General features: G+C 65.4%; 20 protein-coding genes. 13 read left to right on the forward strand and 7 right to left on the reverse strand.

Annotated features, from left to right (window positions below; all coding sequences use genetic code 11):
• Positions 1–5: 5 nt before the first annotated feature.
• The 3 genes from dhaK to ptsP are packed head-to-tail and all read left to right on the forward strand — an operon-like array spanning position 6 to position 4470.
• Positions 6–1007 carry a dihydroxyacetone kinase subunit DhaK gene (dhaK, locus tag OHA42_RS03940; protein ID WP_406234632.1) on the forward strand — a complete coding sequence of 334 codons (1002 nt, stop codon included), beginning with the start codon at positions 6–8 and terminating at the stop codon, positions 1005–1007.
• 2 nt (positions 1008–1009) lie between these two features.
• Positions 1010–1624 (forward strand): dihydroxyacetone kinase subunit DhaL, encoded by a 615-nt coding sequence (gene dhaL, locus OHA42_RS03945; protein WP_406234634.1) that lies wholly within the window; start codon positions 1010–1012, stop codon positions 1622–1624.
• Positions 1621–4470: a phosphoenolpyruvate--protein phosphotransferase gene (gene ptsP / locus OHA42_RS03950; RefSeq protein WP_406234635.1), complete on the forward strand. Its 2850-nt coding sequence runs from the start codon at positions 1621–1623 to the stop codon at positions 4468–4470. Before dhaL ends, ptsP begins: the two co-directional genes overlap by 4 nt.
• A gap of 438 nt (positions 4471–4908) precedes the next feature.
• Here the strand turns inward: ptsP and OHA42_RS03955 are convergent, their stop codons facing one another.
• Positions 4909–5883, reverse strand: a complete 975-nt coding sequence (locus tag OHA42_RS03955; protein ID WP_406234636.1) for a helix-turn-helix transcriptional regulator — start codon at positions 5881–5883, stop codon at positions 4909–4911.
• Between the two features lie 176 nt (positions 5884–6059).
• On the opposite strand from OHA42_RS03955, the gene OHA42_RS03960 reads away from it, so the two are divergent.
• Positions 6060–6413 (forward strand): RidA family protein, encoded by a 354-nt coding sequence (locus OHA42_RS03960; protein WP_406239069.1) that lies wholly within the window; start codon positions 6060–6062, stop codon positions 6411–6413.
• 192 nt (positions 6414–6605) lie between these two features.
• On the opposite strand, the gene OHA42_RS03965 is transcribed toward OHA42_RS03960, so the two are convergent.
• From OHA42_RS03965 to OHA42_RS03980, 4 genes are read right to left on the reverse strand one after another with little or no spacing between them, the layout of a single operon-like run.
• Positions 6606–7448 (reverse strand): HAD family hydrolase, encoded by an 843-nt coding sequence (locus OHA42_RS03965; protein ID WP_406234637.1) that lies wholly within the window; start codon positions 7446–7448, stop codon positions 6606–6608.
• Positions 7448–10096: a phosphoribosyltransferase gene (locus OHA42_RS03970; RefSeq protein WP_406234639.1), complete on the reverse strand. Its 2649-nt coding sequence runs from the start codon at positions 10094–10096 to the stop codon at positions 7448–7450. Before OHA42_RS03970 ends, OHA42_RS03965 begins: the two co-directional genes overlap by 1 nt.
• Positions 10093–11304 carry an HpcH/HpaI aldolase/citrate lyase family protein gene (locus OHA42_RS03975; RefSeq protein WP_406234641.1) on the reverse strand — a complete coding sequence of 404 codons (1212 nt, stop codon included), beginning with the start codon at positions 11302–11304 and terminating at the stop codon, positions 10093–10095. Before OHA42_RS03975 ends, OHA42_RS03970 begins: the two co-directional genes overlap by 4 nt.
• A gap of 13 nt (positions 11305–11317) precedes the next feature.
• Positions 11318–12532 carry a hypothetical protein gene (locus OHA42_RS03980; RefSeq protein ID WP_406234643.1) on the reverse strand — a complete coding sequence of 405 codons (1215 nt, stop codon included), beginning with the start codon at positions 12530–12532 and terminating at the stop codon, positions 11318–11320.
• Between the two features lie 204 nt (positions 12533–12736).
• Here OHA42_RS03980 and OHA42_RS03985 point away from each other — a divergent pair, with 204 nt between their 5' ends.
• The 3 genes from OHA42_RS03985 (at position 12737) to OHA42_RS03995 (ending at position 15320) form a co-directional block, all read left to right on the forward strand.
• Positions 12737–13312 (forward strand): TerD family protein, encoded by a 576-nt coding sequence (locus OHA42_RS03985; RefSeq protein WP_328407479.1) that lies wholly within the window; start codon positions 12737–12739, stop codon positions 13310–13312.
• A gap of 191 nt (positions 13313–13503) precedes the next feature.
• Positions 13504–14607 carry a DUF475 domain-containing protein gene (locus tag OHA42_RS03990; protein WP_406234644.1) on the forward strand — a complete coding sequence of 368 codons (1104 nt, stop codon included), beginning with the start codon at positions 13504–13506 and terminating at the stop codon, positions 14605–14607.
• Positions 14608–14696: 89 nt separating this feature from the next.
• Entirely contained in the window at positions 14697–15320 is a 624-nt protein-coding gene (locus OHA42_RS03995; protein ID WP_406234645.1) for a Tellurium resistance, read from the forward strand.
• Position 15321: 1 nt separating this feature from the next.
• Here OHA42_RS03995 and OHA42_RS04000 read toward each other — a convergent pair whose 3' ends face one another.
• On the reverse strand, positions 15322–16221 hold the full coding sequence (locus OHA42_RS04000) for a DMT family transporter (RefSeq protein ID WP_406234647.1): 900 nt from the start codon (positions 16219–16221) through the stop codon (positions 15322–15324).
• Positions 16222–16304: 83 nt separating this feature from the next.
• On the opposite strand from OHA42_RS04000, the gene OHA42_RS04005 reads away from it, so the two are divergent.
• Complete coding sequence (locus tag OHA42_RS04005) at positions 16305–16844, forward strand: CGNR zinc finger domain-containing protein (RefSeq protein WP_406234649.1); 540 nt, start codon at positions 16305–16307, stop codon at positions 16842–16844.
• Between the two features lie 29 nt (positions 16845–16873).
• Here the strand turns inward: OHA42_RS04005 and OHA42_RS04010 are convergent, their stop codons facing one another.
• Positions 16874–18265: a hypothetical protein gene (locus OHA42_RS04010; protein ID WP_406234650.1), complete on the reverse strand. Its 1392-nt coding sequence runs from the start codon at positions 18263–18265 to the stop codon at positions 16874–16876.
• Positions 18266–18490: 225 nt separating this feature from the next.
• Here OHA42_RS04010 and rpsF point away from each other — a divergent pair, with 225 nt between their 5' ends.
• The 5 genes from rpsF (at position 18491) to OHA42_RS04035 (ending at position 23916) form a co-directional block, all read left to right on the forward strand.
• A complete protein-coding gene (gene rpsF, locus OHA42_RS04015; RefSeq protein ID WP_328407491.1) occupies positions 18491–18778 on the forward strand; it encodes a 30S ribosomal protein S6 in 288 nt (95 codons plus the stop codon).
• Between the two features lie 83 nt (positions 18779–18861).
• Entirely contained in the window at positions 18862–19413 is a 552-nt protein-coding gene (locus OHA42_RS04020) for a single-stranded DNA-binding protein (RefSeq protein WP_328407493.1), read from the forward strand.
• 56 nt (positions 19414–19469) lie between these two features.
• Entirely contained in the window at positions 19470–19721 is a 252-nt protein-coding gene (gene rpsR, locus OHA42_RS04025; protein ID WP_328407495.1) for a 30S ribosomal protein S18, read from the forward strand.
• A gap of 17 nt (positions 19722–19738) precedes the next feature.
• Positions 19739–20191, forward strand: coding sequence for a 50S ribosomal protein L9 (gene rplI / locus OHA42_RS04030; RefSeq protein ID WP_406234653.1), 453 nt, complete (start codon positions 19739–19741; stop codon positions 20189–20191).
• A gap of 629 nt (positions 20192–20820) precedes the next feature.
• Entirely contained in the window at positions 20821–23916 is a 3096-nt protein-coding gene (locus OHA42_RS04035; RefSeq protein WP_406234655.1) for a replicative DNA helicase, read from the forward strand.
• The last annotated feature ends 120 nt before the right edge of the window (positions 23917–24036 follow it).

Raw genomic sequence — 24036 nt, forward strand, 5'->3', positions numbered from 1 at the left:
ACCCGATGAAGAAACTGATCAACGATCCGGCCGATGTCGTCCGAGAAGCGCTGTCAGGCATGGCCGCGGCCCACCCCGAACTGCGGGTCGACATCGAGAACAAGGTCGTGTTTCGCGCCGACGCACCGAGACCGGGCAAAGTCGCGCTGCTGTCGGGCGGTGGCTCCGGGCACGAACCGATGCACGGCGGTTTCGTCGGCGCGGGCATGCTCGACGCCGCGTGTGCCGGGGAAGTCTTCACCTCCCCTGTCCCGGACCAGATCCTCGGTGCCACCACGGCCATCGACACCGGTGCCGGCGTCCTGCACATCGTCAAGAACTACACCGGCGACATCATGAACTTCGAGATGGCTGCCGAGCTCGCTGCCGCGGAAACGGGGGTCGAGGTCACCGCGGTTGTGGTGAACGACGATGTGGCCGTGCAGGACAGCCTCTTCACGGCAGGCCGCCGAGGCGTCGGCGCCACCGTTGTGCTGGAGAAGATCGCGGGCGCCGCCGCGGAACAGGGCAGGTCGCTCGCCGAGGTCGCCGAGGTCGCCCGCACCGTGAACGCCAACTCACGCAGTATGGGCATGGCGCTGACCTCCTGCACCGTCCCGGCCGCCGGTAAGCCGACCTTCGAGCTCGGCGAGACCGAGATGGAGATCGGCGTCGGCATCCACGGGGAACCCGGCCGCCACCGCGCGCCGCTCGCGCCCGCGCGGGAGATCGCCGCAATGCTGGTGGAGCCCATCCTCACCGATCTGCCGTTCACCAAGGGCGACACCGTGATCTGCTTCGTGAACGGGATGGGTGGCACGCCGCTGCTGGAGCTGTACGTGATGTACGACGAGGTGGCCCGCATCCTCGGCGGCCACGGGATCGGGATCGCCCGCTCCTTGGTCGGCCCGTACATCACCTCGCTGGAGATGGCGGGATGTTCGGTGACATTGACCAAGGTCGACGACGACCTACTGACTCTGTGGGATGCGCCGGTGCGCACGCCCGCCCTGCGCTGGGGAGTGTGACGATGATCGATCCGATCCACTGGGTACGCCGCTTCGCCGAGCTGATCGACGAGCACACCGACGAACTCACCGAGCTCGACGCGGCCATCGGCGATGCCGATCATGGCAGCAATATGCAGCGCGGGACGGCAGCGGTCGTCGCGGCGCTGGCCGAGTCCGCGCCGACAACGCCGACCGAACAGCTGAAACAGGTCGGCATGACGCTGATTCGAACGATCGGCGGTGCGAGCGGGCCGCTCTACGGCACGTTCTTCCTGCGCTGCGCGGCCGCCGCGGGCGAAACCGATTTCGACGCAGCGGGTTTCGCGAAGGCGTTCCGGGCCGGACTCGACGGGATCGTGGCACGCGGCAAGGCGGAATCCGGGGACAAGACGATGTTCGACGCGCTTGCGCCCGCGGCCGACGCGCTCGACGAGCGCCTCGCTGCCGGGGCTGATCTCGCCGCGGCGCTCGAAGCCGCGGTAACCGCGGCCGAGGCCGGACGCGACGCGACCATTCCCATGCTCGCACGCAAGGGCCGCGCCTCCTACCTCGGCGAACGCAGTGTCGGGCATCAGGATCCGGGCGCGACCAGTGCGGCACTGCTGGTGCTCGCCGCGAGACAGGCAATTCGATGATCGGCATCGTCGCCGTCTCACACAGCCGTGCCCTCGCTACCGCCGCTGTCGCGCTGGCCACCGAGATGCTGCACGACCAGCCGATCCGCATCGAGGTGGCGGCCGGGCTCGACGAGCACACCTTCGGCACCGACGCGATCGCCGTCGCCGATGCGATCGCCGTCGCCGACTCCGGCGACGGCGCACTGGTATTGATGGATCTCGGCAGCGCTGTGCTCTCCGCCGAGCTCGCGGTGGATCTGCTCACTTCGCCGCATCAGGTGCGCTTGTGTTCGGCGCCATTCGTGGAGGGCCTGATCGCGGCCGCGGTCGCGGCGGCCGGTGGCGCGGGGCTCGCGGAAGCCGCGGACGAGGCCGAGAACGCATTGGCGGGCAAGCAAACTCACCTCCAGGAACCGCAAGCCACCGCGGACAGTGCGCCTGAGCTGATGTCGGCTGCGGTCGAAGGTGTGCGCGGTGCGACGCAAACACTGCCCGGCAGCGACCCGACAGCGTCGGCGGCCATGGAACCGGGCACCAGCAGCGCGGAGCCGACCGCTACCGGCACACTTGTCGTCACGAACGACCATGGGCTGCATGCCCGTCCGGCGGCACGCCTCGTCGCCGAGATACGCCGCCTCGCGGCGACCGTCCGACTGCGCAATCTGTCGACCGGCGCCGGGCCCGCTTCGGGAACAAGCTTGAGCCGGGTCGCCGCCCTTGGTGCGCTCTCCGGCCATGAAATCGAGGTCGTGGCAACAGGTCCGGGCGCGAAGGAGGCGGTGGACCGTGTACTCACCCTCGCCGCGCGTCGATTCGACGAGACGGCCGGTCGGGCCATCGCTGAACCTGACGCTGCCGGGTCTTCCATTCGCACCCGCAAGGGAGCCGGCCCGTATCCGGCGCCTGCCGATCACCCAATTCCCGCGCCGACGGATCACGGCACAGACCAATTTTCCACGCCCACTGGTCATGACGAAGGTCCTTTTCCCACACTCACCGGTCAGGCCGCAGGTCCAATCCTCTCGCCCACCGGTCAGAGCGCAGGCCCAATCCCTTCACCCACCGGACAGGGCACAGGCCCAATCCCTTCACCCACCGGACAGGGCACAGGCCCAATCCCCTCGCCCACCGGACAGGGCACAGGCCTAAACCCCTCGCCCGGTCATCGCGCGGGCTCAGTGTCCTCGCCCACCGGTCAAGGCCCAGGTCCGACCCCCACACCCACCGGACAGAGCACAGGCCCAATTCCCGCGTCTGCGGGCATTGGTATCGGGCGTGCTTGGCGGATCGGGCAGACCGAATTCGATGTGCCCGAAACTCCCTCCGGCCCACCACAAGTGGAGCGAGAACTGTTCGATGCGGCAATCGCGGCCGTGCGTGCCGACATCGAGCGAACTCACGCGCAGGCAGGTGCGGAGGCCGAAATCTTCGAGGCGCACCTGCTGCTACTCGATGACGACGAGCTGATCGGCGCGGTCTATCAGGGCATCGATGCCGCGGGCTCTGCTGCCGGCGTGTGGGCCGAGGTGCTGGAATCGGCTGCCGCCGAACTGGATCGGCTCACCGACGACTACCAGCGGGCCCGCGCCGCCGACCTGCGAGCAATACGCGACCAGGTGCTCGCGGCGATGCTGGGCCACTCCACCGAGATGATCAGTCGCGCAGGCATTCTCGTCGCGCCCGACCTGACGCCTGCCCAGGCGGCCGGACTCGACCGCGACGTCGTCACGGGAATCGTGCTCGCCCAGGGCAGCCCGACCTCGCACAGCGCCATCATCGTTCGCGCGCGCGGCATCCCCGCCGTGGTGGGTGCGGGTGCCCATGTGCTGGCGGTCCGGGACGGGACTGTTATTGCAGTGGACGGCGGCACCGGCAGACTCGTGATCGAGCCCGATGCGGCAACCCTCGCCGCCTTCACCGGGCTCGCGATCTGGCAACGCGAACAACGTCGAGCCGCCGAGGCGGCGGCCGACAAACCCGCGATCACCCGTGACGGGGTAACCATTCACATCGCGGCGAATGTGGGCAGCGACCTCGACGCGACCGAAGCCGTACGCAACGGCGCGGACCTGGCCGGATTGGTGCGCACCGAGTTCTTGTTCCTGGGCCGGGACGACGCGCCCTCCATCGATGAGCAGGAGCAGGCATACCGCGCGGTGGCCGAGGCATTCGGTGGTCGGCGCATCGTACTGCGCACCCTCGACGTCGGTGGAGACAAACCGCTCTCCTACATCGATCAACCGACCGAAGCCAACCCCTTCCTCGGCGTCCGAGGCATCCGCCTCGCCCTTGCCCGCCCCGCATTGCTGCGCGACCAGCTCACCGCTATCTGCCGAGTCGCCGCCGACCATCAAGTGAGCGTGATGTTCCCGATGGTCACGCAATTGGAGGAGCTGCTTGCCGCCCGCCGCATCCTCGACGAAGTCGCCCCGCCCGGTGTCACACCGGAGGTCGGCATCATGGTGGAAGTGCCTGCGGCAGCAGCGAAAACGGCAATTTTCGCCGATCACGTCGACTTCTTCAGCATCGGCACCAACGACCTCACCCAGTACGCGCTGGCAGCCGAACGCGGCAACGAAGCCCTCAGCACCCTCGCCGACCCCCTCGACCCCGGCGTACTCCGGCTGATCGCCATGGTCTGCGAGTCGGCCGGATCCGCACGAGTAGCGGTCTGCGGCGAAGCCGCCGCCGACCCGGTAGCAGCCCCACTGCTACTCGGCCTCGGCGTCCACGAACTCAGCGTCGCCCCACCCGCGATCCCACTGGTCAAGGCCGCAGTCCGCGACCTGGACCTGACCGAGTGCCGACAAGCAGCAGCCCGGGCCCTGCACTGCACATCGGCCACAGAAGTACGCACCGGATAACAGAACAGCCATCCGCCAGTCAGCCTTCGGGGGCATGCTTCCAGCGCATGATGTATTCGATGCGCTTCAGATGTCGTCGGTCGACCAGCAGGATTGCCAGGTCCCCGTCCGGACCGACACTCCACCAGAGAGCCTGAGTCCGCGCGAAGCGTCGGCGGCCGACGGCCGCCACACCGTGCGGATCTCGGTTTCGGAACTATCTGGAACGTGAAAGTTGTTCAAAGACAATCACCTTCAGGACTCCGGAAGCTCACACCACCGAAGTGGACAAACCTACCGGAGCCCCGACGGCTAGGTGTTGCGGGGCGGGACGTTGGTGACAGTCCGCAACACCAGGCAGCGCTGCGCGTTGCGCACGCGTTGTTCGGTGGGCTTGCACCTGCCAGTGTGGAGCGGTCCGAATCGCGTCGGCGGCGGCCTGGCACACGGCGACAACTCTCAGGATGACTCTCCGTAGCGGGTGGCAATCGCGGCGGCGCGGTTGCGCAGGGATGTGCGCAACGACTGCGGGGCCAGGGCTTCCGCGTCCGTGGTGAGCTGCCACAGCGCCCATTCGGCGTGTCGTGAATCTTGGAAGGTCACCTCCAGCCGTAGCCAGCCGTTTGCGTCGGGTTCCTCGGTGCGGACGGCCAGTGCGGTGCTCACCAGGTCCTCCCGCCGCGCCGGGTTCACCCGTACCAGCACGGCGATTTGGTCGCCGCTGGTCCGAAACTGTGTGCTGCGTTGCTGCCAGGCCCGGTCCAGATCGACCCGGTCTGGTCGCTGTGCCCGTTCGGGGAGTTCCTCTGCAGCCAACACCCGCGACAGCCGGTAGGTGCGGTCCACGCCAGATCTCGTGGCCAGCAGGTAGCCCCGGTCGCGAACGATGACCAGGCCGATCGGGTCCACCGTGCGCCACTTCGAGGTCTGGTCGAGCGCCGCGTAGTGGATGCGCAGCTTGTTTCCGGCGAACACCGCGCGCCGAACCTCGGCCAATATGGTGCTGGGCGCCTCCTCAGCGGTCAGCCGACGCGACAGCAGATCGGTCTCCGGGTCGATGAGCAATCGCTCGGCCACGTCAGCTGCGGTGTCCCGATAGCTTTCGGGTAGCGCGTCAACCACCTTGAGCATCGCCGAAGCAAGCGCCGAGCCGAGGCCGAATGCCTGCGCGCCGCGCCGCGATCCGGCGACCAGCAACGCAAGCGCCTCGTCGTGGTTCAGCCCGGTGAGCTCGGTCCGAAACCCAGGTAACAACGCGAATCCGCCGTGCCGGCCGCGTTCGGCGAAGACCGGGACACCGGCCGCGGACAGCGCCTCGATGTCGCGCAACACGGTGCGGGTGGACACCTCTAGCTCGTCGGCCAGCTCGGCCGCAGTCAGCCGACCGCGCTGGCGCAGCAGCAGCACCAGCGAGACCAACCGGTCGGCGCGCATACGAAAACTTTACCGAATACACGACACAGGATGTCGTGATTCGTTGGGAGGCTTACCACCACGGCGGCACAGACAGCGGCTGCCGGGCCGCTGGACGTACGTACGTCAACGAATCGAATGGAGCTGATGTGGTAGCGGAACGAACGGCAGTCAACCCGGTGACGTGGTCGGTGGAGATGGGATTCAACCAGGGTGAGCTCGTCTCCGGGCACACCCGGACGCTGTACTGCTCCGGGCAGACCGCGATGAGCGGCGACGGCAAGCCCCAGCATGCCGGTGACATGGCTGCCCAGTTGGCGCTGAGCCTCGACAACGTGGAGGCCGTGCTCGGAGCGGCCGGCATGTCCCTCGCGAACCTCGTCCGGCTCAACGTCTACACCACCGACGTCGATCTGCTTTTCCAGCACTACGGCGTGCTGGCGTCTCGGTTGGGCGCTGCCGGGGTGACACCGACTACCACGATGCTCGGGGTCACACGGCTGGCGATCCCCGGCCAGATGGTCGAGCTCGAGGGAACCGCCGTCGAGTGATGCCACCTCGCCGCCTCCGGCAGGGCTGCCGGAGGCGGCGAGTAGCAGGAAGGTGGGTGATTTCCCGGTGCCCAGAATGGCGACAATCGGCGTCTACCACCGGCCACACAGCGCGACAGACGGCCAACCGCCCGCTTCACGGCTCACCCTTGCCGTCACCAACGTCCAGCCCTCCTACAGCTAGGGCACCCCTTATTCGGACAGCGGCGCGGCTTTGATGAACCAGTTGATGATCTCCTCGCCGGCGAGGATGCCCGAGGCCCGGGTGATGGTGAGATTGGGATGAGTGAAGTTCAGTTGCTCGAGTTCCCCGTGGCGGGGCCGGATGGCCGAGTCGGCGGTGCGGAGCATTTCGGCATCCAGTGCGCCGTCGCCGGCGGCGAGAGTCATTGCGGCATGGGATAGCTCGCCGTTCTCGACCAGTCGGCGGCGAACTTCCTGGACGGCGCGGCTCTTGCAGACAGCCGTCGGCATGGTGTAGATCTTGCGGCCCTGCTGGGAGGCCGACCACCCGCGAGTGCGGCACCAGCCGTCCCATTCGGCGAGGAAACCCTCGGGCACCTCTTTCGGCTTGACCACCAGATAGTTGAACAGATGGTCGGCGACACGGAACTTGGTGACCCAGCTGTCATCGATGCGCGCACGGAGCTCGGCATTGATCTCCGACAGCGTCGCACCGCCCGCGCGAACCTGGTCGTCGATATCGATGCGCCAGCGCATATCGGGAACACCGTCGACAAGGATATTGCCGCCGTTGCTGGTGATCGCGTATCGCCATGGGGCGCCTGGCAATTGGATGCGTTCGAACTGCTTGATGGTGCGGGTGGTCGTCGGAATGACGGCGGCGGGTTCGGTCAGGGTTTGCATCCGCAGGGCCGCGGTGGTCGTCATGAACGACAGTGGCTCACCTTCCAGATGCTCCACACACACCGTCGGCACCGCGGTGGCCGCGCTGAAAGCGTTGCGCGAGTAGATCATCGTCCGGTCCAGGTCGGTGGCTACCAGCGTCTGTCTTCGTAGGCTTCGTAGGTGCATCACTGCTGTACGTCCTTGATCAATCCCATGCACGAATAGGCGAGGTCTCCCACGACCTCTACCGGGACACCGCGGGCCGCGGCAAGCATGCGCAGGTGAGCGTGCTCGGGCGCATCGGCCTCACGGACGAGCACCCGCCACGGCACCCGACGCAACAGCACCCTGGTGGTCTCGCCGACACCGGGTTTCACGAAATTCACGCTACCGATGCCGTACTGCTCACGCACCTTCTCCACCGACGCCCAGCCCGACCAGGTCGGTGTCCGGTTGCTGTCGCGGATGGCAGCGACCTCGGCGGGCACCCGGTCTCGGACCGCGTCGAAAGCGCCGCTCACCGCGTCGAGCAGACGCACGGAGACATCGTCACCGTTCAGCTCGCGATAGAACTTCGCGCCGTGGAAATCGCCGGGTCCGATCAGGGTGTCGTTCAATACCGTGCGTGAAATCAGGCCGGAGACGGTCGAATTCAGGCAGGCCGACGCAATGAGGAAGTCATCGCGGGTGCCGTAGGTACGCACGCAATGCCCCGGATCGGCGAGTACGGCCAGTTCGTCGTTGAACCGAGCGCCACCCGCGGCGTGGTACGCGTCGAGTGCTTCGGTGAGTTCCCTGGTGATGGCGCCCTTGCCGGTCCAACCGTCGACGAACACCACCGACGCCGGATCATGATGCCTGGCAAGGTAGTCCAATGCGACGGCATCGATGCCGCGATCACGCACGATCGACACCGCATAATGCGGCACCTCGAGACTCGGCAGTTTGCCGCAACGGCCGGCGGCCAGCCAGCGGCGCATGAGGATACCCACTGGAGTGCCGGCACGAGCCAACGACACCAGCACGATGTCGTTGCCGCGCTCGGCGACAACCAGCTCCGCCACCATCGCGACGGCAAGCGCGAGCCGCTCGGCACTGGCCTCGAGCACCTCGTCGAACAACGACCGATAGGCCGCATCCGGCTGATATTCGATCGGCAGCGATTCGGCGTAATGCGCGACTCCCGCCTGGATCCGACGCTCCCGCTCAGCGACGTCCGCCTCGAGGTCGACGTCGGACAGATCCTTCAGCAGCCAGGAAACCTCTTCGGGCGCATACGATCCGAAGTCCGGACCGTGCAGCGGAGCGGGAAGTTCTACTGCGGGGACGGTATTCACAGCAGCTGACCTCATCATGGCGTCCGTGTCGGGCACTGCCGTACCCGACGGCAATTGATCGACCCGCCCTGCGTGCAGCATGCGCGGATCAGCACCGGGCAGCACCGCGACGACGGCATCGGCGCCGGAGGCGGTGAGCACATCGATCAACCCACCGTCGGCAACGAGTTCGGCGGTGTCGGCAGGGGAATCGATGACGACAACCAGGACCGGATCGCCGTCCGCTGCGCCGCTCGCTGTGGAATTCGCCGACTGGCTGCCGAGGCTTTCCTCGGTGCCGACGAGTCGGCTCGACCGCTGCATCGACTCCGGATCGCGCGCACCGGAAAACTCCTCGGCCCAATGCGCGTTGTAAAGGTAGCGAGGCTGCTCCTGACCGACCTCCGGTGCCAGGAAACGGAATCCACGACGCAGTGGATAACCGGGTTCGTCCAGCACGTAAGCCGGTGACCGCGTAGTGGTCTGATACCGGGTCGGCATGCCGGATTCGGCGAGTTGCGCCGCCATCCGAAGCGGCATGTACATCAGCTCTTCGTGCGCGAGCACGATGACCGGCCGGCCGGGGAATTCCGCATCGAGCTTCGTCCGCATCACCTCGGTCGCAGCGGTGACAGCGGAATCGAACGCGGTCATGTCCGAACGCAGAATCCCATGCCTGCCGCCCTCCGGCACCGCCGCGGGCCACGGTAGTTCCATTCGCGTGAACGAACCTCGCTGCTCAGCAATGGGATTCAGCTCGGGTTCGGGTAGCGCGGCGACCGCGTCCACCAATCCGTCCGGCAATGCGGTGCGGCCGGACGCGAGGCACACCGTGTCGATCCGCGCGCCGATTCGCTGCGCCGCCGCTTCGAAAGCGGCGCGATCGTTCTCGGTGCGCATATCCACCAGTGAAGCAAGCAGGTAGTGCGACCTCGGGGAGAACGCGTGCAGCGCATGGATTGCATCGAGAGCCGTAGCGCCGGTGGATATCTCGTCGTCTACCAACACGAGCGGGAGGTCGTTGGCGAAAATATCGGCCGGTGCAGGTTGCAGCTGGTGCGAGGTGGCATGCGAATGCCCCTCCTCGAACCCGGTGAGTGTCTCCGCTTCGGCGACGTCTCGCCGGGTCGAATGCAGGTAGCAGCCCGCACCGATCCGCGCCGCCACACAATGACCGAGACCCGTTGCGGTTTCGGCGAACCCGAGTACGACTGCTTCCCGGTCACCGAGTACTCCGCGCACCAGGTCGCCGAGCCGGTTGCCCGCATCGAGCACCACCCGTGGGTCCGTCGGCAGATGCTTGCCGAGCACGGTCGACACCAGCAGATGCGCGCGTCGCGGGTTGCGGCGCAGACCCGGCTGGATCAGCGACTCGATCGACAGTTCTACCGGTAACGCACTGGTCGCCACGTCGGGATCGACCGGTCCGTACGAATCGTCGTGGAACAGCGCCATCCCGAGCGTCCTCGTCGCCCAGGGGATGGCAGTCCCGATCAGGTCAGCAGACGCGCCACTCATACCTTCACCATCGCCGACAGCAGATCCACGAACGAAACTCCCTTATTCGCCACACCGAACACCCGCGCCCGCAGCAGCGTCTGCCGCGCCCAACTGCGGTGCGGCCGCATCTCGTTCATCTTGTTGCGGTAGCCGGATGCCGCAACACCACCCACGTCGACCTGCAGGATGTCGAGTGCGTCGGAGTACTCCTCGTGCGTCACCACCGACAGCGCGTGCACGGCGGCCACGTGCGAGGGGTGGATCACCGTCTTGCCTTGGATGCCGTTGGCCCGGTCCAGCGTGATCTCACGCAGCAACCCGTCCAGATCCCGGCTGACCAGGTACTGCCGGAACGGCACCGCGTCGGACTCCGCGAAGGGCGCGGTGCGCAGCAGCGGCCGGAACATCCGCTCGTGATCGGCGAAGTACTCCCAGACCGGGCCGGTAATGACGAAACCCGTACCATCCGCTCGCCCAAGGTAATTCACGATGTCGGCGATGACATCCGCGACCACCCGCACGTCGTAGATGGTCAGATCCCGGTCGCGCCGGATGCCGAAGGTCGAGCACATATCCGTCGCGCCGACCCGCACCGCGAGCACCCGCTCCCGATGCTCGGCGAGCAACGTCGCGATCTGGGTCAGCTCGTCGTCGCGGGTCTGCCGGTGCACCAGTCCTGCCGATTCGAGCACCGGCATCCCGTATATCGGCCGGTCGAGCAGCTCCGCGGCGGTCTCGAGCGCGTCGAGATATTTGGTTCCCGTGGTGCTGTCGAATTTGGGGAAGACGAATCCGGTGAGCACCGCCGCACCCGCCCCGAGCTGCTCGACGATCTCGGTGATCGCGTCCGCGTCGCGAACCCGGACGAACAGCAGCGGATTCGGATCCTCGCTGCCTGCCAGCAGATCCAGCGTCGCCACCGTCTGCCGCTTGGCGAATTCCACCTCGTGGTCGGCGACCGCGTCCTCGAGATCGATCACCATCGAGCACACGCCGCGCTCGGCGCGTTTGGCGATCGTCACGGCGAGATCCGGCCGGGTCGCGGGTGCGTACAACGTGGCGCCGAGTGCGATCGCCAGTAGCTCCCGATCGGCGTGGTCGCCGAAAGGTTCGGGCTGCCGATGGAAAAGATGCCGTGCCTCCGGGCCGTGCAGCTGCCGAAAATGGCGCAGCGGCAGTCGTTTCCGCAGCGAAACCGCCTGCGGGACGGCGATGCCTGCGGTCATCGTTGCCCCATCCTCATTCTCGTCGTGGTCCTGCTTGTTTTCTCATTCGATCCACTACCCCGGCTATGAATTCGGTGATGGAATCCAGTTCCGTCACATAGGCCCAGTAGTCGGGGTGTCGCCCCGACAGTGTTTCGGCGATTCGGTCGATTCGGTCCATCTGTGCATCGAGCACAGATCCCCATTCGGCGGTGAGCCCCCGGCCCACCGCGAGCATTTGTGCGTCCCGCAGCCGAAATCGTACGGCCTTGGCCTTCTCTTGCGGATTGTCCCGAACTTCGCGCAGCATGGTGAGCCGTTTGGTCACGGCGTCGACCTGCTGCTCGGCCTCGGTCAGAGACCCGCGCGCGGATGTGGTCAGATCAAGTGCAGACTCCGGGTTGTTCTGGGCCAATGCCACGCGCGCCTGTACCAGGGCCGCGTCCGCGGCATCGATGGCCCGTTGACTTTCCCGCCCATTGTTAGCCAGATCCGCGGAACTTGCAGCATTGAACTCACGCAGCAGCGTAGAGAAGGCCGGCGCCAGCCGTTCGGCTCTCGTGCGCACGGCCGCCAACCTGGTGCTCGCCGAGCTGATCGCGGTGGTCGCGGCCCCTTCGCGAGATGGGGCCTGCGCCAATGCTTCTGTCAATTCCTTGGTTGCCGCTTCGAGGCGATTGGCAGCGGCTCGGACGGTCGCGGCAGCCTCTGGACCTGCGGCTTCCAGTGTGATCATGGCCTCATCGACGGCGGCGGCGGTCTGTCGCACCGACGGGTAGCCGACGTATTCGGACTCGGCCGCCTGCCGGCGAACCCCCGCCGCGGTGATCTTCACCTGCTCGGCCAGCTGCGGCACCGTCCGATACACGGCCAGGGCGCGCTCGAGCTGTGTCTGATTGCCGCCATAGAACTCGTCCACCGCCACTGCCGCCGCATTCAGCTGCCGGACCAGCCCATCGGCGCGGGCCTGCCCCTGTGGGACGGGAGTGCCGTCGCGCTCGGCTGTATCCAACTCGTCGTTGAACGCCAGGTACGCACCCGCCGCGTCATAGCACCGGCTGCGCACCGTTTCCCAGTGCGCGCTCATCCGTCGATCCGGGAACACTTGCTCGGCGGCGTGCACGGCCGCCTCGGCCGCGCTCTGGCGCCGATCCATATCGAGGAAGCCAGCAGTCAGCGCCGGTCGGGCCTGCTGAATCCATTCATTGTGCCCCGATGACCGGAACCATCCACGCCTGCGGCCTGCCACGCCCCGATGGTAGGCGGTGGACTCGCCTGCGCCTGCCCGACAGCGAGACTGCCCTGCGACCGCGCCGCTCCCGGCGATGTTCCAGTTCGCCGGGGGTTCCACGGGTTCCTACGCAAGTTCGCCGAAACCTACTACTGTCGTATGGCGTACCCGGCGATTCGGACATGCTGGGAACCTCAAACGTCTATTGAAAGGGATTTCCGCATGGGTGTCAGTTTGTCCAAGGGCGGCAACGTCTCGCTGACCAAGGCGGCGCCGAACCTTACCGCCGTTGCGGTCGGTCTCGGGTGGGACCTGCGGTCCACCACCGGCACCGACTTCGACCTCGATGCCAGCGCCATCGCGACCGGTGCGGACAAGAAGGTGCTGTCGGATCAGCACTTCGTGTTCTTCAACAACCTCAAGTCCCCCGAAGGCGCCATCGAGCACACCGGTGACAACAAGACCGGTGAGGGCGAGGGCGACGACGAGGTGATCAACGTCGACTTGGCGGCCACCCCGCCGACGATCGAGAGCATCTTCTTCCCGGTCTCGATCTACGACGCGGACGGCCGTCAGCAGTCCTTCGGTCAGGTGCGCAACGCCTACATTCGCGTCGTCGACCGCAGCAATGGCTCCGAACTGGCCCGCTACGACCTCACCGAGGACGCCTCCACCGAGACCGCCATGGTCTTCGGTGAGCTGTACCGCAACGGGGCCGAGTGGAAGTTCCGCGCCATCGGTCAGGGCTACGCTTCGGGTCTGGCCGGCATCGCCCGCGATTACGGCGTGAACGTCTAAGCACGACCTTGCCTGTCAGGGGGCTCGGCGACGGGCCCCCTGTTCGTGCGACAACGCGCCGAGACGCACGCAACACCGTTGGACAACCGCCGATTCAGCAGCCACGCTGGAATTAGCCGTCACCAACCCGGTCTCTTCATTCACCCGGGCTCGGACGAACGTCCGAGTCGCCGCATAGGAAAGGTCCCCGCGTGGTCCTGCGCATTTTCGGCATGTCCTTCATCGTCACGGTGGTCTCGCTTATCGTGGCGTTCCTGTACGGCGGACCGACCGCGTTCGCGCTCGCCGCGATCCTCGGCATCCTCGAGGTCTCACTGTCGTTCGACAACGCGGTCATCAATGCGACTGTGCTGGAACGAATGAGCGAGTTCTGGCAAAAGATCTTCCTCACCATCGGTGTGGTGATCGCGGTGTTCGGCATGCGCCTGGTCTTCCCGCTGGCGATCGTGTGGATCACCGCGGGCCTCGACCCGGTGAAGGCTTTCGATCTGGCGCTCAACCCGCCCGCCGACGGCGCCGCGACCTTCCCGGACGGCAGCAAGAGCTATGAGACGTTGCTCACCGACGCACACCCGCAGATCGCCGCGTTCGGCGGCATGTTCCTGCTGCTGCTGTTCCTGAACTTCATCTTCGAGGAACGCGACATCACCTGGCTGTCCTGGCTGGAGCGGCCGCTGGCCCGGCTCGGCAAGCTCGACATGCTCTCGGTGGTCGTCTCCGGTGCCGCACTGATCCTGACCGCGGAGTTCATCGCAACCGAAGAAGAGCGCGCCACCGTCCTGCTCGCCGGCCTGCTCGGCATGCTCACCTACATCGTGGTGGACGGACTCGGATCGATGTTCCACACCGCGGAGGAGCACACCGAGGGTCCTTCGGAACTCGCCAAGGCCGCGGGCAAGGCCGGGTTCTTCCTGTTCCTGTATCTGGAAGTGCTCGACGCATCGTTCTCCTTCGACGGCGTGATCGGCGCCTTCGCCATCACCTCCGACCCGATCATCATCGCGCTCGGCCTCGGCCTGATCGGCGCCATGTTCGTCCGCTCCATCACCGTCTACCTGGTGCGCAAGGGCACGCTCTCGGAGTACGTGTATCTGGAGCACGGCGCACATTGGGCGATCGGTGCGCTGGCCGTCATCCTGATGGTCTCGATCGGCGTGCACATCAACGATCTCATCACCGGCGTTGTCGGTGTCGCCTTCATCGGTGCGGCCTTCATCACCAGCATCGTTCGCAACCGTCGCGAGGATGACGCCGAAGAAGTGAAGAGCGAACGGGAACCGACGCCGGTAGGCTGACATTCGGCAGACAGTCGACGAACTTCGAGCGGCAATGGCTGTATTTCAGCCATTGCCGCTTTCTTTGTGTACGAGGGGGAATCGCTTCGATGGCGAAGGACAACACTCCCGGCGGCGTCAACCAGTCGAAGTTGACGCTGTCGAAAGCTACGCCGAGCACCACCCTCGTCAAACCCGGTGACCAGCCCGGAGTCATGCGGGTGAACCTGCATTGGACCACCGGTTCGAAGGGTTTTTTCCGCAAGTCCAAGCCCGTCGAGCTGGAGCTCGGTTGCCTCTATGAGCTGTCCAACGGGGCCAAAGGCGTGATTGCGGCGATCGGAAACAATTTCGGCGCACTGGATTCCGAGCCGCATATCGTCCTCGACGGAGACGATCGCAGCGATGCGGCGAACGCTGGCGCGAACCTGCACATCGATCTCGCGAGGCCAGAATTGTTTCGGCGCATCCTGATCTTCGCCGCCGGCTCCGACGGCGCGCCGAACTGGGCCGCCGCCAATGGCGTCCTCACCCTGTTCCCCACGTCCGGCCCGCAGATCGAGGTTCGCCTCGACGCCCCGGTGCACGGCGCCGACTCGTGTGCCGTTGCGCTGCTACAGCATCAGGGCACCGGCATCACTGTGCACCGGGAGGTCCACTATGTCGAGGGCGCCCAGCGTGCCATCGACGAGGCCTACCGGTGGGGCATGGACTGGCACGGCGCGAGCACGTAGCTCAGCGCACCTCCACCGCCACCGCGTGCGGCTGCACGACCGCGGCAACGGGTCGCCGCGACGCGAGCACCATGCCGATTACGCCGACCGCGAGTCCGGCAACGGTCAAGGGCCGCAACGGTTGATCGACCAGCAGCCACGCGAGGGTCGCGGTCACCACCGGCGTCGCGAAGAACAGTCGGCCGACCCGGGTCGCATCCCAGCGCCGCAGCATGTGGTTCAGCAGCAGGAACGCGACCATCGAGTTCATGAACACCATCCAGGCCAGTGATTGCGCGAAGCGGCCCATATCCCAGACATGCAGTTGCCCACTGGCCCAGGCCGATACACCCGCGATCGGCGCGCTCGCCACCACGTGCACCGCGGTCGCGGCGCGTGGATCGACCTGTGGGACGAACCGTTTCTGATACACCGTCCCGATGCTCAGGCCGAGCAATCCGATCACGCACAGCAGCAGCCCGACCATCGACATGGCCGACTGGTCCAGCACGGCCAACCCCACACCGACGCCGCCGATCCCGAAGCCGAACCACTGCCGCACCGTGACGGTTTCGCCGATGAACCCGGCGAACAACGCGATGACCACCGGATTCAGCCCCTGCACCAGCGCGATGACAGCGCCCGAAACATGGTGGCTCATCGCGGTATAGAACGCACCGAACTGCACGATCTGCATCAGCAGACCCGCAACGACCACATGCCGGAGCTCGGCACCCTGTGGCCATCGCGCCCCCACCGCTCGCGCGTACAGCGCGAGCAACAGGCCCGCGATGGTGAACCGCACGAACAACACCATCAGCGGCGGTGCGGCACCGACTCCGATGATCCCCGCGATGAACGCACTGCTCCACAGCACAACAAAGAGCGGCTGCATGGCCACCGTCGCGATGCGATCTTTCACGAGTCCTCCCGATGCAACCGGCTAAAGCGGTTACTACCGTCGCACCTGCTTTACTAACCTGTCAAGACGGTTACCATGAGAGGGTGTTCGCCTTCGTAAGCGGTAACCTCGCCCTGGACTTCGCAGGCACGGTAAAAGCCCGAGCCACGACGTTCGACGACTACCTCCGCACACCGGCCGACCTCGACGAATGGCTCGTCGCCGCCGATCTGCTCGACGGCGAACCACACTGCGACACAGCGATATTCGACCGTGCCGTGCGCCTGCGCGAAGCCGCCTACCGACTGGCCCTTGCCGCCGCCGACGACGAACCGTTCGTCGAGACCGACCGCGGCATCGTCAACGAGCTGGCAGTCGGCGAACTGCCCCGTCTGACACTGCAATCCGATGCCACGCTGATCCGCACCGGAACTCCCGAGGCCGCCATCACGGCCATCGCCCGCGCCGCCGTCGAAATGCTCGGTGGACCCGAGCGGCAGCTGATCAAGGCATGCGGCCGCCCCGTGTGCACCCGTCTCTACGTGGATACCTCACGCGGCAAGTCGCGCCGCTGGTGCGATATGACCCAGTGCGGCAATCGCGCCAAGAGCGCCGCATTCCGCGCCAGACACGCCGCGGACTGAGCACACCCACCCGACCGCCCAGCTACCGGCTAGGCCACCGGCACCAAGTCACCGCGGTCCAAACGCGAGATCGGCGGCGGCGCAGGTCGGAACCCGCGCGGCAGCGCCCGCGCGAACAGGAAGAAGAACACTACGAGCAGAACGGCGCGACCCCAGACGCCGAACTGGACCACGTTCTCCATCAGATCCACCGAGGTGCCGGAACCGATCGAATAGAAGTATCGGAACACCCCGATGCCGATAGCCGCGTCGGCCACCAGGTACGCGCCGATCGCCGACCACGGCACTTCGAGCAACACCAGGAACGGAACAAGCCACAACGTGTACTGCGGCGAATGCACCTTGTGGAACAACAGGAATCCACACAGCATCGCGCCGCTGACCCCGATCCACGGGAAGGTGCCGGTCCTGGTGAATCGCTTCCAACCCAACCACATCGCAAGCGCGAAGGACGCGAGCACCAGGGTGGGCGAGGCGATCGACACCGCATGCTGAAACGCCGTCTCGCTGTCGGCGTCCTGCCCGAACAGCTGCCGAAGTCCCCAGTACCAAATGGAATTCGTGGTGATATCGGCCTGACGCAACTGCTGGAAGGTGATCGACGCCCGCCAGCCCTCGTAACCGGCAAGCGCGAAAGGCAGATTCACCGCCACCACCGTGCCGACGGCAGCGGCAGCCGCCATCAATGCACCGCGCACATCGAGCCGCGCCGGCTCGAGATCTTCCACCTCGCGCCGGCCACCGGTGAGCACATAGGCCAGCAACGGCAGCACGAAGATGCCCGGGTACAGCTTGAAACAGAAGCCGAGGCCGAGCAGTACCGCAGCCAGTATTCCCCTGGTGCGCAATGAATATCGGGGCATCGCGGTGACCACGTACACGGCGGCCACCGCCGTGCACACCACCGGGAGCTCCCAGTTGTGGAATGCGTACAGCACCAACGGCGGCCCTGCCGCCCACAGCAGCGCCGCACGTCCGGACAGTCGAACGAGCAACCATGCGGTCAGCAGCGCGAACGGCGCCAGCAGCAGCGCGGAGTGCAGCAGAAATTCGGCGTCATTGTGCGCTCCGACCGCACCGAGCCACATCAGCACACCGCTGAGCACCGGATATTCGACCGCACCCCCGGTCAGCATGCCGTCCTCGGTGATGCCGCCGTCGATATACGGAAAAACATGGTTGTCGATGTCGCGCCCGAGCCACAGGAACTGGATATCGGAATAACAGACATCCGAATCCTTGAGCACGTCGAACACCGAGCTGCGACCGTCCTCGGCAAACGGCGCACCCGCACAGCGCGCCTTGTTCAGGTAGGCGAGCGCCAGCGTGAGCCCGCACAGCAACACCACCACCGCGGAAAGCGCCGCAGTGCGCGTCACACGGCCTGCGATCCTGTCGCTGGCGGCCAGTCCGGTCGGCATGACGACCACCCTAAGTGGCCGGGCCGGGCCACGTTTGCGTCCCCCGCGGATGCGATCGCCCGCGCACCACCCACACCAGGGCAAAATCCGCGGGAGCCAGGCAGCTGTGGGGGCGTTTCGGCGCTCAGCAGCTGCTCATGTAGCCTTGTCGGGTTGCTGACGCAACGACCCTCCTGCCACGGAAAGTCCGTGGCCGTTTCCTAGTCCACAGGAGGTGATTGGTCCGTGCGTCATTACGAAGTGATGGTTATCCTCGATCCGAGCCTGGACGAGCGCACCGTAGCCCCGTCCCTGGAGACCATGCTCGGCGTGGTTCGTACCGAAGGCGGCAAGGTCGACAAGGTCGACATCTGGGGCCGCCGCCGTCTCGCCTACGAGATCGCCAAGCAGGCCGAAGGCATCTACGCGGTGGTCGATCTGACCGCTGAGCCCGCCACGGTCAAGGAACTCGACCGCCAGCTGGGCCTCAACGAGTCGGTGCTGCGCACCAAGGTTCTGCGCCACGGCAAGTGACTCTCGATTGCGTCGGAGCCTGTCTCTAGGCTCTAGCGCAACAGCGAGTGCATTGCGGACTGCAACCGAGCAGGAGGAACCACATGGCAGGCGACACGGTCATCACCGTCATCGGAAACTTGACGGCCGACCCCGAGCTTCGATTCACGCCCGCGGGCGCAGCGGTGGCGAATTTCACCGTCGCTTCGACTCCCCGCGTGTTCGACCGTAATTCGAACGAATGGAAAGACGGCGAAGCGCTCTTCCTGCGCTGCAACATCTGGCGTGAAGCTGCGGAAAATGTCGCTGAAAGCCTGACACGTGGTTCCCGCGTCATCGTGAGCGGACGACTCAAGCAGCGCTCCTATGAAACCCGCGAGGGTGAGAAGCGCACGGTCGTCGAGCTCGAGGTCGACGAGGTCGGTCCCTCGCTGCGTTACGCCACCGCGAAGGTCGCCAAGGCCAATCGCGGCGGCGGCGGTGGCGGCGGATTCGGTTCCGGCGGCAGCGGTGGCGGCGGTGGCAACTTCGCCCCTGCCGGTGGCAGTGGTGGCGGAGGACGTTCCGGCGGCGCCGAGGACGACCCTTGGGGCAGCGCACCTGCGGCAGGTTCCTTCGGGGGCAACAGCCGCGTAGACGACGAACCGCCGTTCTGAGAACGGCATTCATCGGCCCGGATCCACTTGGGCCATCAATGATTACGGAGTAAGACATGCCTAAAGCGCCAGCGCGCGAGAAGGTGCTGAAGAAGAAGGCTTGCACCTTCTGCAAGGAAGCCAAGACCGGCACCGTCAATATCGATTACAAGGACACGCAGCTGCTGCGTAAGTACGTCAGTGATCGCGGCAAGATCCGCGCTCGCCGGGTGACCGGCAACTGCGTGCAGCACCAGCGCGACGTCGCCGTTGCCGTGAAGAACTCGCGTGAGGTTGCACTGCTGCCTTACGTGTCGACGGCTCGCTGAGACAGGGAGGCATCGCAATGAAGTTGATTCTGACTGCTGATGTGGACAACCTCGGTGCTCCCGGCGACACCGTGGAAGTCAAGGACGGCTACGGCCGCAACTACCTGCTGCCCCGCGGCCTGGCGATCGCTGCCAGCCGAGGCGCTCAGAAGCAGGTCGAGGGCATCCGCCGGGCGCAGGACGCCCGCAAGGTGCGCAACCTCGATCACGCCAACGAGCTGAAGCAGGCCATCGAAGGCCTCGAGGCCGTGTCGCTGTCGGTGAAGACCGCGGGCACCGGCAAGCTGTTCGGCTCGGTGACCCAGGCGGATGTCGCCGCGGCCATCAAGTCGGCGGGCGGCCCTGTTGTCGACAAGCGCAGCATCGAGCTGCCGAAGTCGCACATCAAGTCGACCGGCAAGCACGGCGTTGTGGTGCACCTGCACCCCGACGTGATCGCCAAGTTCGACCTTCAGGTCGCTGCGAACTGAGTTCGCTCCGAAGGCCACTCTCGTGTTCGGCACGAGAGTGGCTTTCGACTGTAATAGCTAAATATTTGCCATTCGACAAAAAGGTGATCTGGGTCATTCTCGGCAAATCGCCGCAACGGTTCTACCTTCGGTTATCCCACTTGCTGATCGTCGAGAAAAACAACCGTCCGCAATGTGACGCAGGCCATACCAGTAATCCACACTGTTTTACTCAACACGCCCGGCTGTTCAACTGAACCGACACGCCGACCCCAGATTCATCCACACGTGGATAGATTCGGAAATCAATATCTATCAGCGCGTTTGAATGCGGTGACCTGGGTTTTCCCCAAGTAGTACACAGGGGGTGCACACCGTTGGGTAAACAGTCCCCAACTTATCCACAGGTGTGTGCACAGTCCGGTTTGGTGACCGCGCGTCCGGTCGCCTAGGTTCGTCGCAATGTCATGAACGAACCAGCAGGAACGTCATGATTCGGTACCTTGCCGCAACGGTTGCTGGAACCCGCTGACGGCGCCCGCGAACGGTGGCAGCTGCACCCGCTGCTGCACGCCCAACGTGTCGGTACCCGGGAGTACAACGAGTCATCGATAGTGTGAATCCCGGTGGGGAAAGGACGGTCGAGTCTGGTGGCAGTCGTCGACGACCGCGGACACGCGGAATACTCCGAGCCGCCCGGCGAAGACTTCGGCAGGCAGCCTCCGCACGACCTCGCGGCCGAGCAGTCGGTGCTCGGCGGCATGCTGCTCAGCAAGGACGCCATCGCCGACGTGATCGAGGCGCTGCGGCCAGGAGACTTCTACCGTCCCGCCCACCAGGCCATCTTCGACACGATCCTCGATCTGTACGGCCGCGGCGAACCCGCCGACCCGGTGACCGTCGCCGCGGGCCTCGACCGCCGCGGCGAACTCAAGCGCATCGGCGGCGCCCCCTACATCGTCACCCTCACCCAAACCGTCCCGACCGCCGCCAACGCCGGCTACTACGCCGAGATCGTCGCCGAGAAGGCCATCCTGCGCCGCCTCGTCGAGGCAGGCACCCGCATCGTCCAATACGGCTACGCGGGCGCCGACGGCCAGGACATCGCCGAGGTGGTCGACCGCGCCCAGGCCGAGGTCTACGAGGTCACCGAACGCCGCACCACCGAAGACTTCCTCCCCCTCGAAGAACTCCTCCAGCCGACGATGGACGAAATCGACTCCATCGCCAGCCGCGGCGGCATCTCCCTCGGCGTCCCCACCGGCTTCACCGAACTCGACGAGGTCACCAACGGCCTGCACCCCGGCCAGATGATCATCGTCGCGGCTCGACCCGGCGTCGGTAAGGCGCTGGCGCTGGACACTCCGCTGCCGACGCCCACTGGTTGGACGACGATGGGTGACGTCCGTGTCGGTGACGAGCTCCTGGACGCCAAGGGCCGCCCCACCCGCATCGTCGCGACCACCGACGTCCTCACCGACCGCCCCTGCTACGAGGTGGAGTTCTCGGACGGCAGTGTGCTTGTCGCCGACGAAGATCACCAGTGGCTCACCGAGTCGCGGCTCCATGGTGTCGACCAGGTCGCGGTTCGCACGACGGGAGAGATCGTTCACACCCTCCGCGGCATCGACGGCGACCTGAACTATGTCGTACCTGGTACCGATCGCTCCGGCCCCCGCCATATCGTTGATGTGCGCAAGATCGACTCGGTGCCGGTGCGGTGCGTCGAAGTGGACAACGCCGAACATCTGTACCTCGCCGGGCAATCGATGGTGCCCACACACAATTCGACACTGGGCATGGATTTCATGCGCAGTTGCTCGATCAAGCATGGGCTCCCGAGTGTCATCTTCTCTCTCGAGATGAGCCGCACCGAGATTGTGATGCGTCTGCTCTCGGCAGAGGCGAAAATCAAGCTCGGTGATATGCGCTCCGGACGAATGAGTGACGACGACTGGACGAAGCTCGCACGGCGGATGAGTGAGATCAGCGAAGCGCCATTGTTCGTCGACGACTCGCCGAACCTGACCATGATGGAGATTCGTGCCAAGGCGCGGCGGCTCAAGCAACGTCATGACCTGAAACTCGTCGTTGTCGACTACCTCCAGCTGATGACCTCCGGCAAGAAAGTCGAATCCCGCCAGCAGGAAGTCTCGGATTTCTCGCGAAATCTGAAGCTGCTCGCCAAGGAGCTCGAAGTTCCGGTAGTCGCGATCAGTCAGCTGAACCGTGGTCCCGAACAACGGACCGACAAGCGCCCGATGGTCTCCGACCTCCGTGAATCGGGTTGCCTACCTGCCTCGACTCGTATTCTGCGTGCCGACACCGGCGGCGAAACCACCCTCGGTGAACTGCTTGCCAGCGGCGAACAGCCGCTGGTGTGGTCGCTGGACGAGCGGATGCGCATGGTGGCGCGACCGATGGTGAAAGTCTTCCCGAGCGGTCGCAAAGAGGTGTTCCGACTTCGTCTGGCTTCCGGTCGTGAGGTCGAGGCAACCGGCAATCACCCGTTCCTGACCGTCGACGGCTGGCTTCCGCTCGAAAAGTTGTCCGTTGATGACCGGCTGGCAACCCCGCGGCTTGTGCCGGAACCTGTCCACACCACCCGGATCCCGGATGCCGAGGTCATTCTGCTGGCCCACATGATCGGCGACGGTTCCTGCGTCAAGCGCCAACCGATCCGATACGCCAGCATCGATGAGGAGAACCTCACCGCGGTCACCGAAGCGGCGACCCACTTCGGAGTCACGGCCGTGCGCGACGACTATGCAGCTGCCCGAGTGACGACGCTACGATTGCGGGCCCCCGAGCGCCTCACCCACGGAAAGCGCAACCCCATTGCGGCGTGGCTCGATGAGCTCGGCCTTTTCGGCTTGCGCAGCTACGAAAAGTTCGTGCCTCAGCCGATTTTCGCCTTGCCCAACGACCAGATCGCGCTGTTCCTCCGACACCTCTGGGCTACCGACGGCTCCGTTCGCTGGGATGTCAAAGCACGTCAGGCTCGTGTTTACTACGCGTCGACCAGCCGCCGCCTCATCGATGACGTTGCGCAGCTGCTGCTCCGGTTGGGGGTTCACGGCCGGATCAAGAAGACCGCCAAGACTGGGTACCGCGACTGTTGGCACCTGACCATCGACGGAGCCGACAATCAAACCATCTTCCTGCGCGATATCGGCGTCCACGGCGCGCGCGGTCATGCAGCACGATCTGCGCTGACCGAACTGGAACCGATGGCCCGCAACACAAATGTCGACACGGTCCCCAAGGAAGTCTGGACCAAGGTCCGCGGTCTGCTGTCCACCAAACACATGACCCACCGGGAATTCTCCGCAGCAATGGGCTCCCGCTTCTGCGGATCAGCCATGTGGAAGCACTCTCCGAGCCGCTCCCGTCTTGCCCGAGTAGCCGCTGTCCTGGACGACGCCGAAATCGACATGTTCGCCACCAACGACGTCTTCTGGGACCGAATTGTCGAAATCACCAGCCTCAGCGAACAAGACGTCTACGACGGAACCGTACCGGGAACTAATAACTTTGTGGCCCAAGGCATTTCAGTCCACAATTCTTTGGAACAGGATGCCGATATGGTCATCCTGCTACATCGCCCCGACGCAATCGAACGGGACGACCCACGCGGCGGCGAGGCCGATCTGATTCTCGGTAAGCACCGTAACGGCCCCACCGCAACCATCACTGTCGCGCACCAACTGCACCTGAGCCGGTTTGTGGATATGGCCCGCGGATAGGCGCATTTTGTAGGGTCTCAATGAAAATGGCCAAATCTCAATGAATATGGCCAGTCAATAGCCTATTGGCTATCTCTGTATGACGCGGCTACTCTGGCTCGCCACAGCGGCCTCTGGCGC

Source organism: Nocardia sp. NBC_01009 (assembly GCF_045208035.1).
Taxonomy (GTDB): domain Bacteria; phylum Actinomycetota; class Actinomycetes; order Mycobacteriales; family Mycobacteriaceae; genus Nocardia.

Coding starts and splice junctions, on each gene's coding strand:
- dhaK (WP_406234632.1), top strand. CDS start 6: ATGAAGAAACTGATCAACGATCCGGCCGATGTCGTCCGAGAAGCGCTG.
- dhaL (WP_406234634.1), top strand. CDS start 1,010: ATGATCGATCCGATCCACTGGGTACGCCGCTTCGCCGAGCTGATCGAC.
- ptsP (WP_406234635.1), top strand. CDS start 1,621: ATGATCGGCATCGTCGCCGTCTCACACAGCCGTGCCCTCGCTACCGCC.
- OHA42_RS03955 (WP_406234636.1), bottom strand. CDS start 5,883: ATGCGCGCCGACCGGTTGGTCTCGCTGGTGCTGCTGCTGCGCCAGCGC.
- OHA42_RS03960 (WP_406239069.1), top strand. CDS start 6,060: ATGGGATTCAACCAGGGTGAGCTCGTCTCCGGGCACACCCGGACGCTG.
- OHA42_RS03965 (WP_406234637.1), bottom strand. CDS start 7,448: ATGCACCTACGAAGCCTACGAAGACAGACGCTGGTAGCCACCGACCTG.
- OHA42_RS03970 (WP_406234639.1), bottom strand. CDS start 10,096: ATGAGTGGCGCGTCTGCTGACCTGATCGGGACTGCCATCCCCTGGGCG.
- OHA42_RS03975 (WP_406234641.1), bottom strand. CDS start 11,304: ATGACCGCAGGCATCGCCGTCCCGCAGGCGGTTTCGCTGCGGAAACGA.
- OHA42_RS03985 (WP_328407479.1), top strand. CDS start 12,737: ATGGGTGTCAGTTTGTCCAAGGGCGGCAACGTCTCGCTGACCAAGGCG.
- OHA42_RS03995 (WP_406234645.1), top strand. CDS start 14,697: ATGGCGAAGGACAACACTCCCGGCGGCGTCAACCAGTCGAAGTTGACG.
- OHA42_RS04010 (WP_406234650.1), bottom strand. CDS start 18,265: ATGCCGACCGGACTGGCCGCCAGCGACAGGATCGCAGGCCGTGTGACG.
- OHA42_RS04020 (WP_328407493.1), top strand. CDS start 18,862: ATGGCAGGCGACACGGTCATCACCGTCATCGGAAACTTGACGGCCGAC.
- rpsR (WP_328407495.1), top strand. CDS start 19,470: ATGCCTAAAGCGCCAGCGCGCGAGAAGGTGCTGAAGAAGAAGGCTTGC.
- rplI (WP_406234653.1), top strand. CDS start 19,739: ATGAAGTTGATTCTGACTGCTGATGTGGACAACCTCGGTGCTCCCGGC.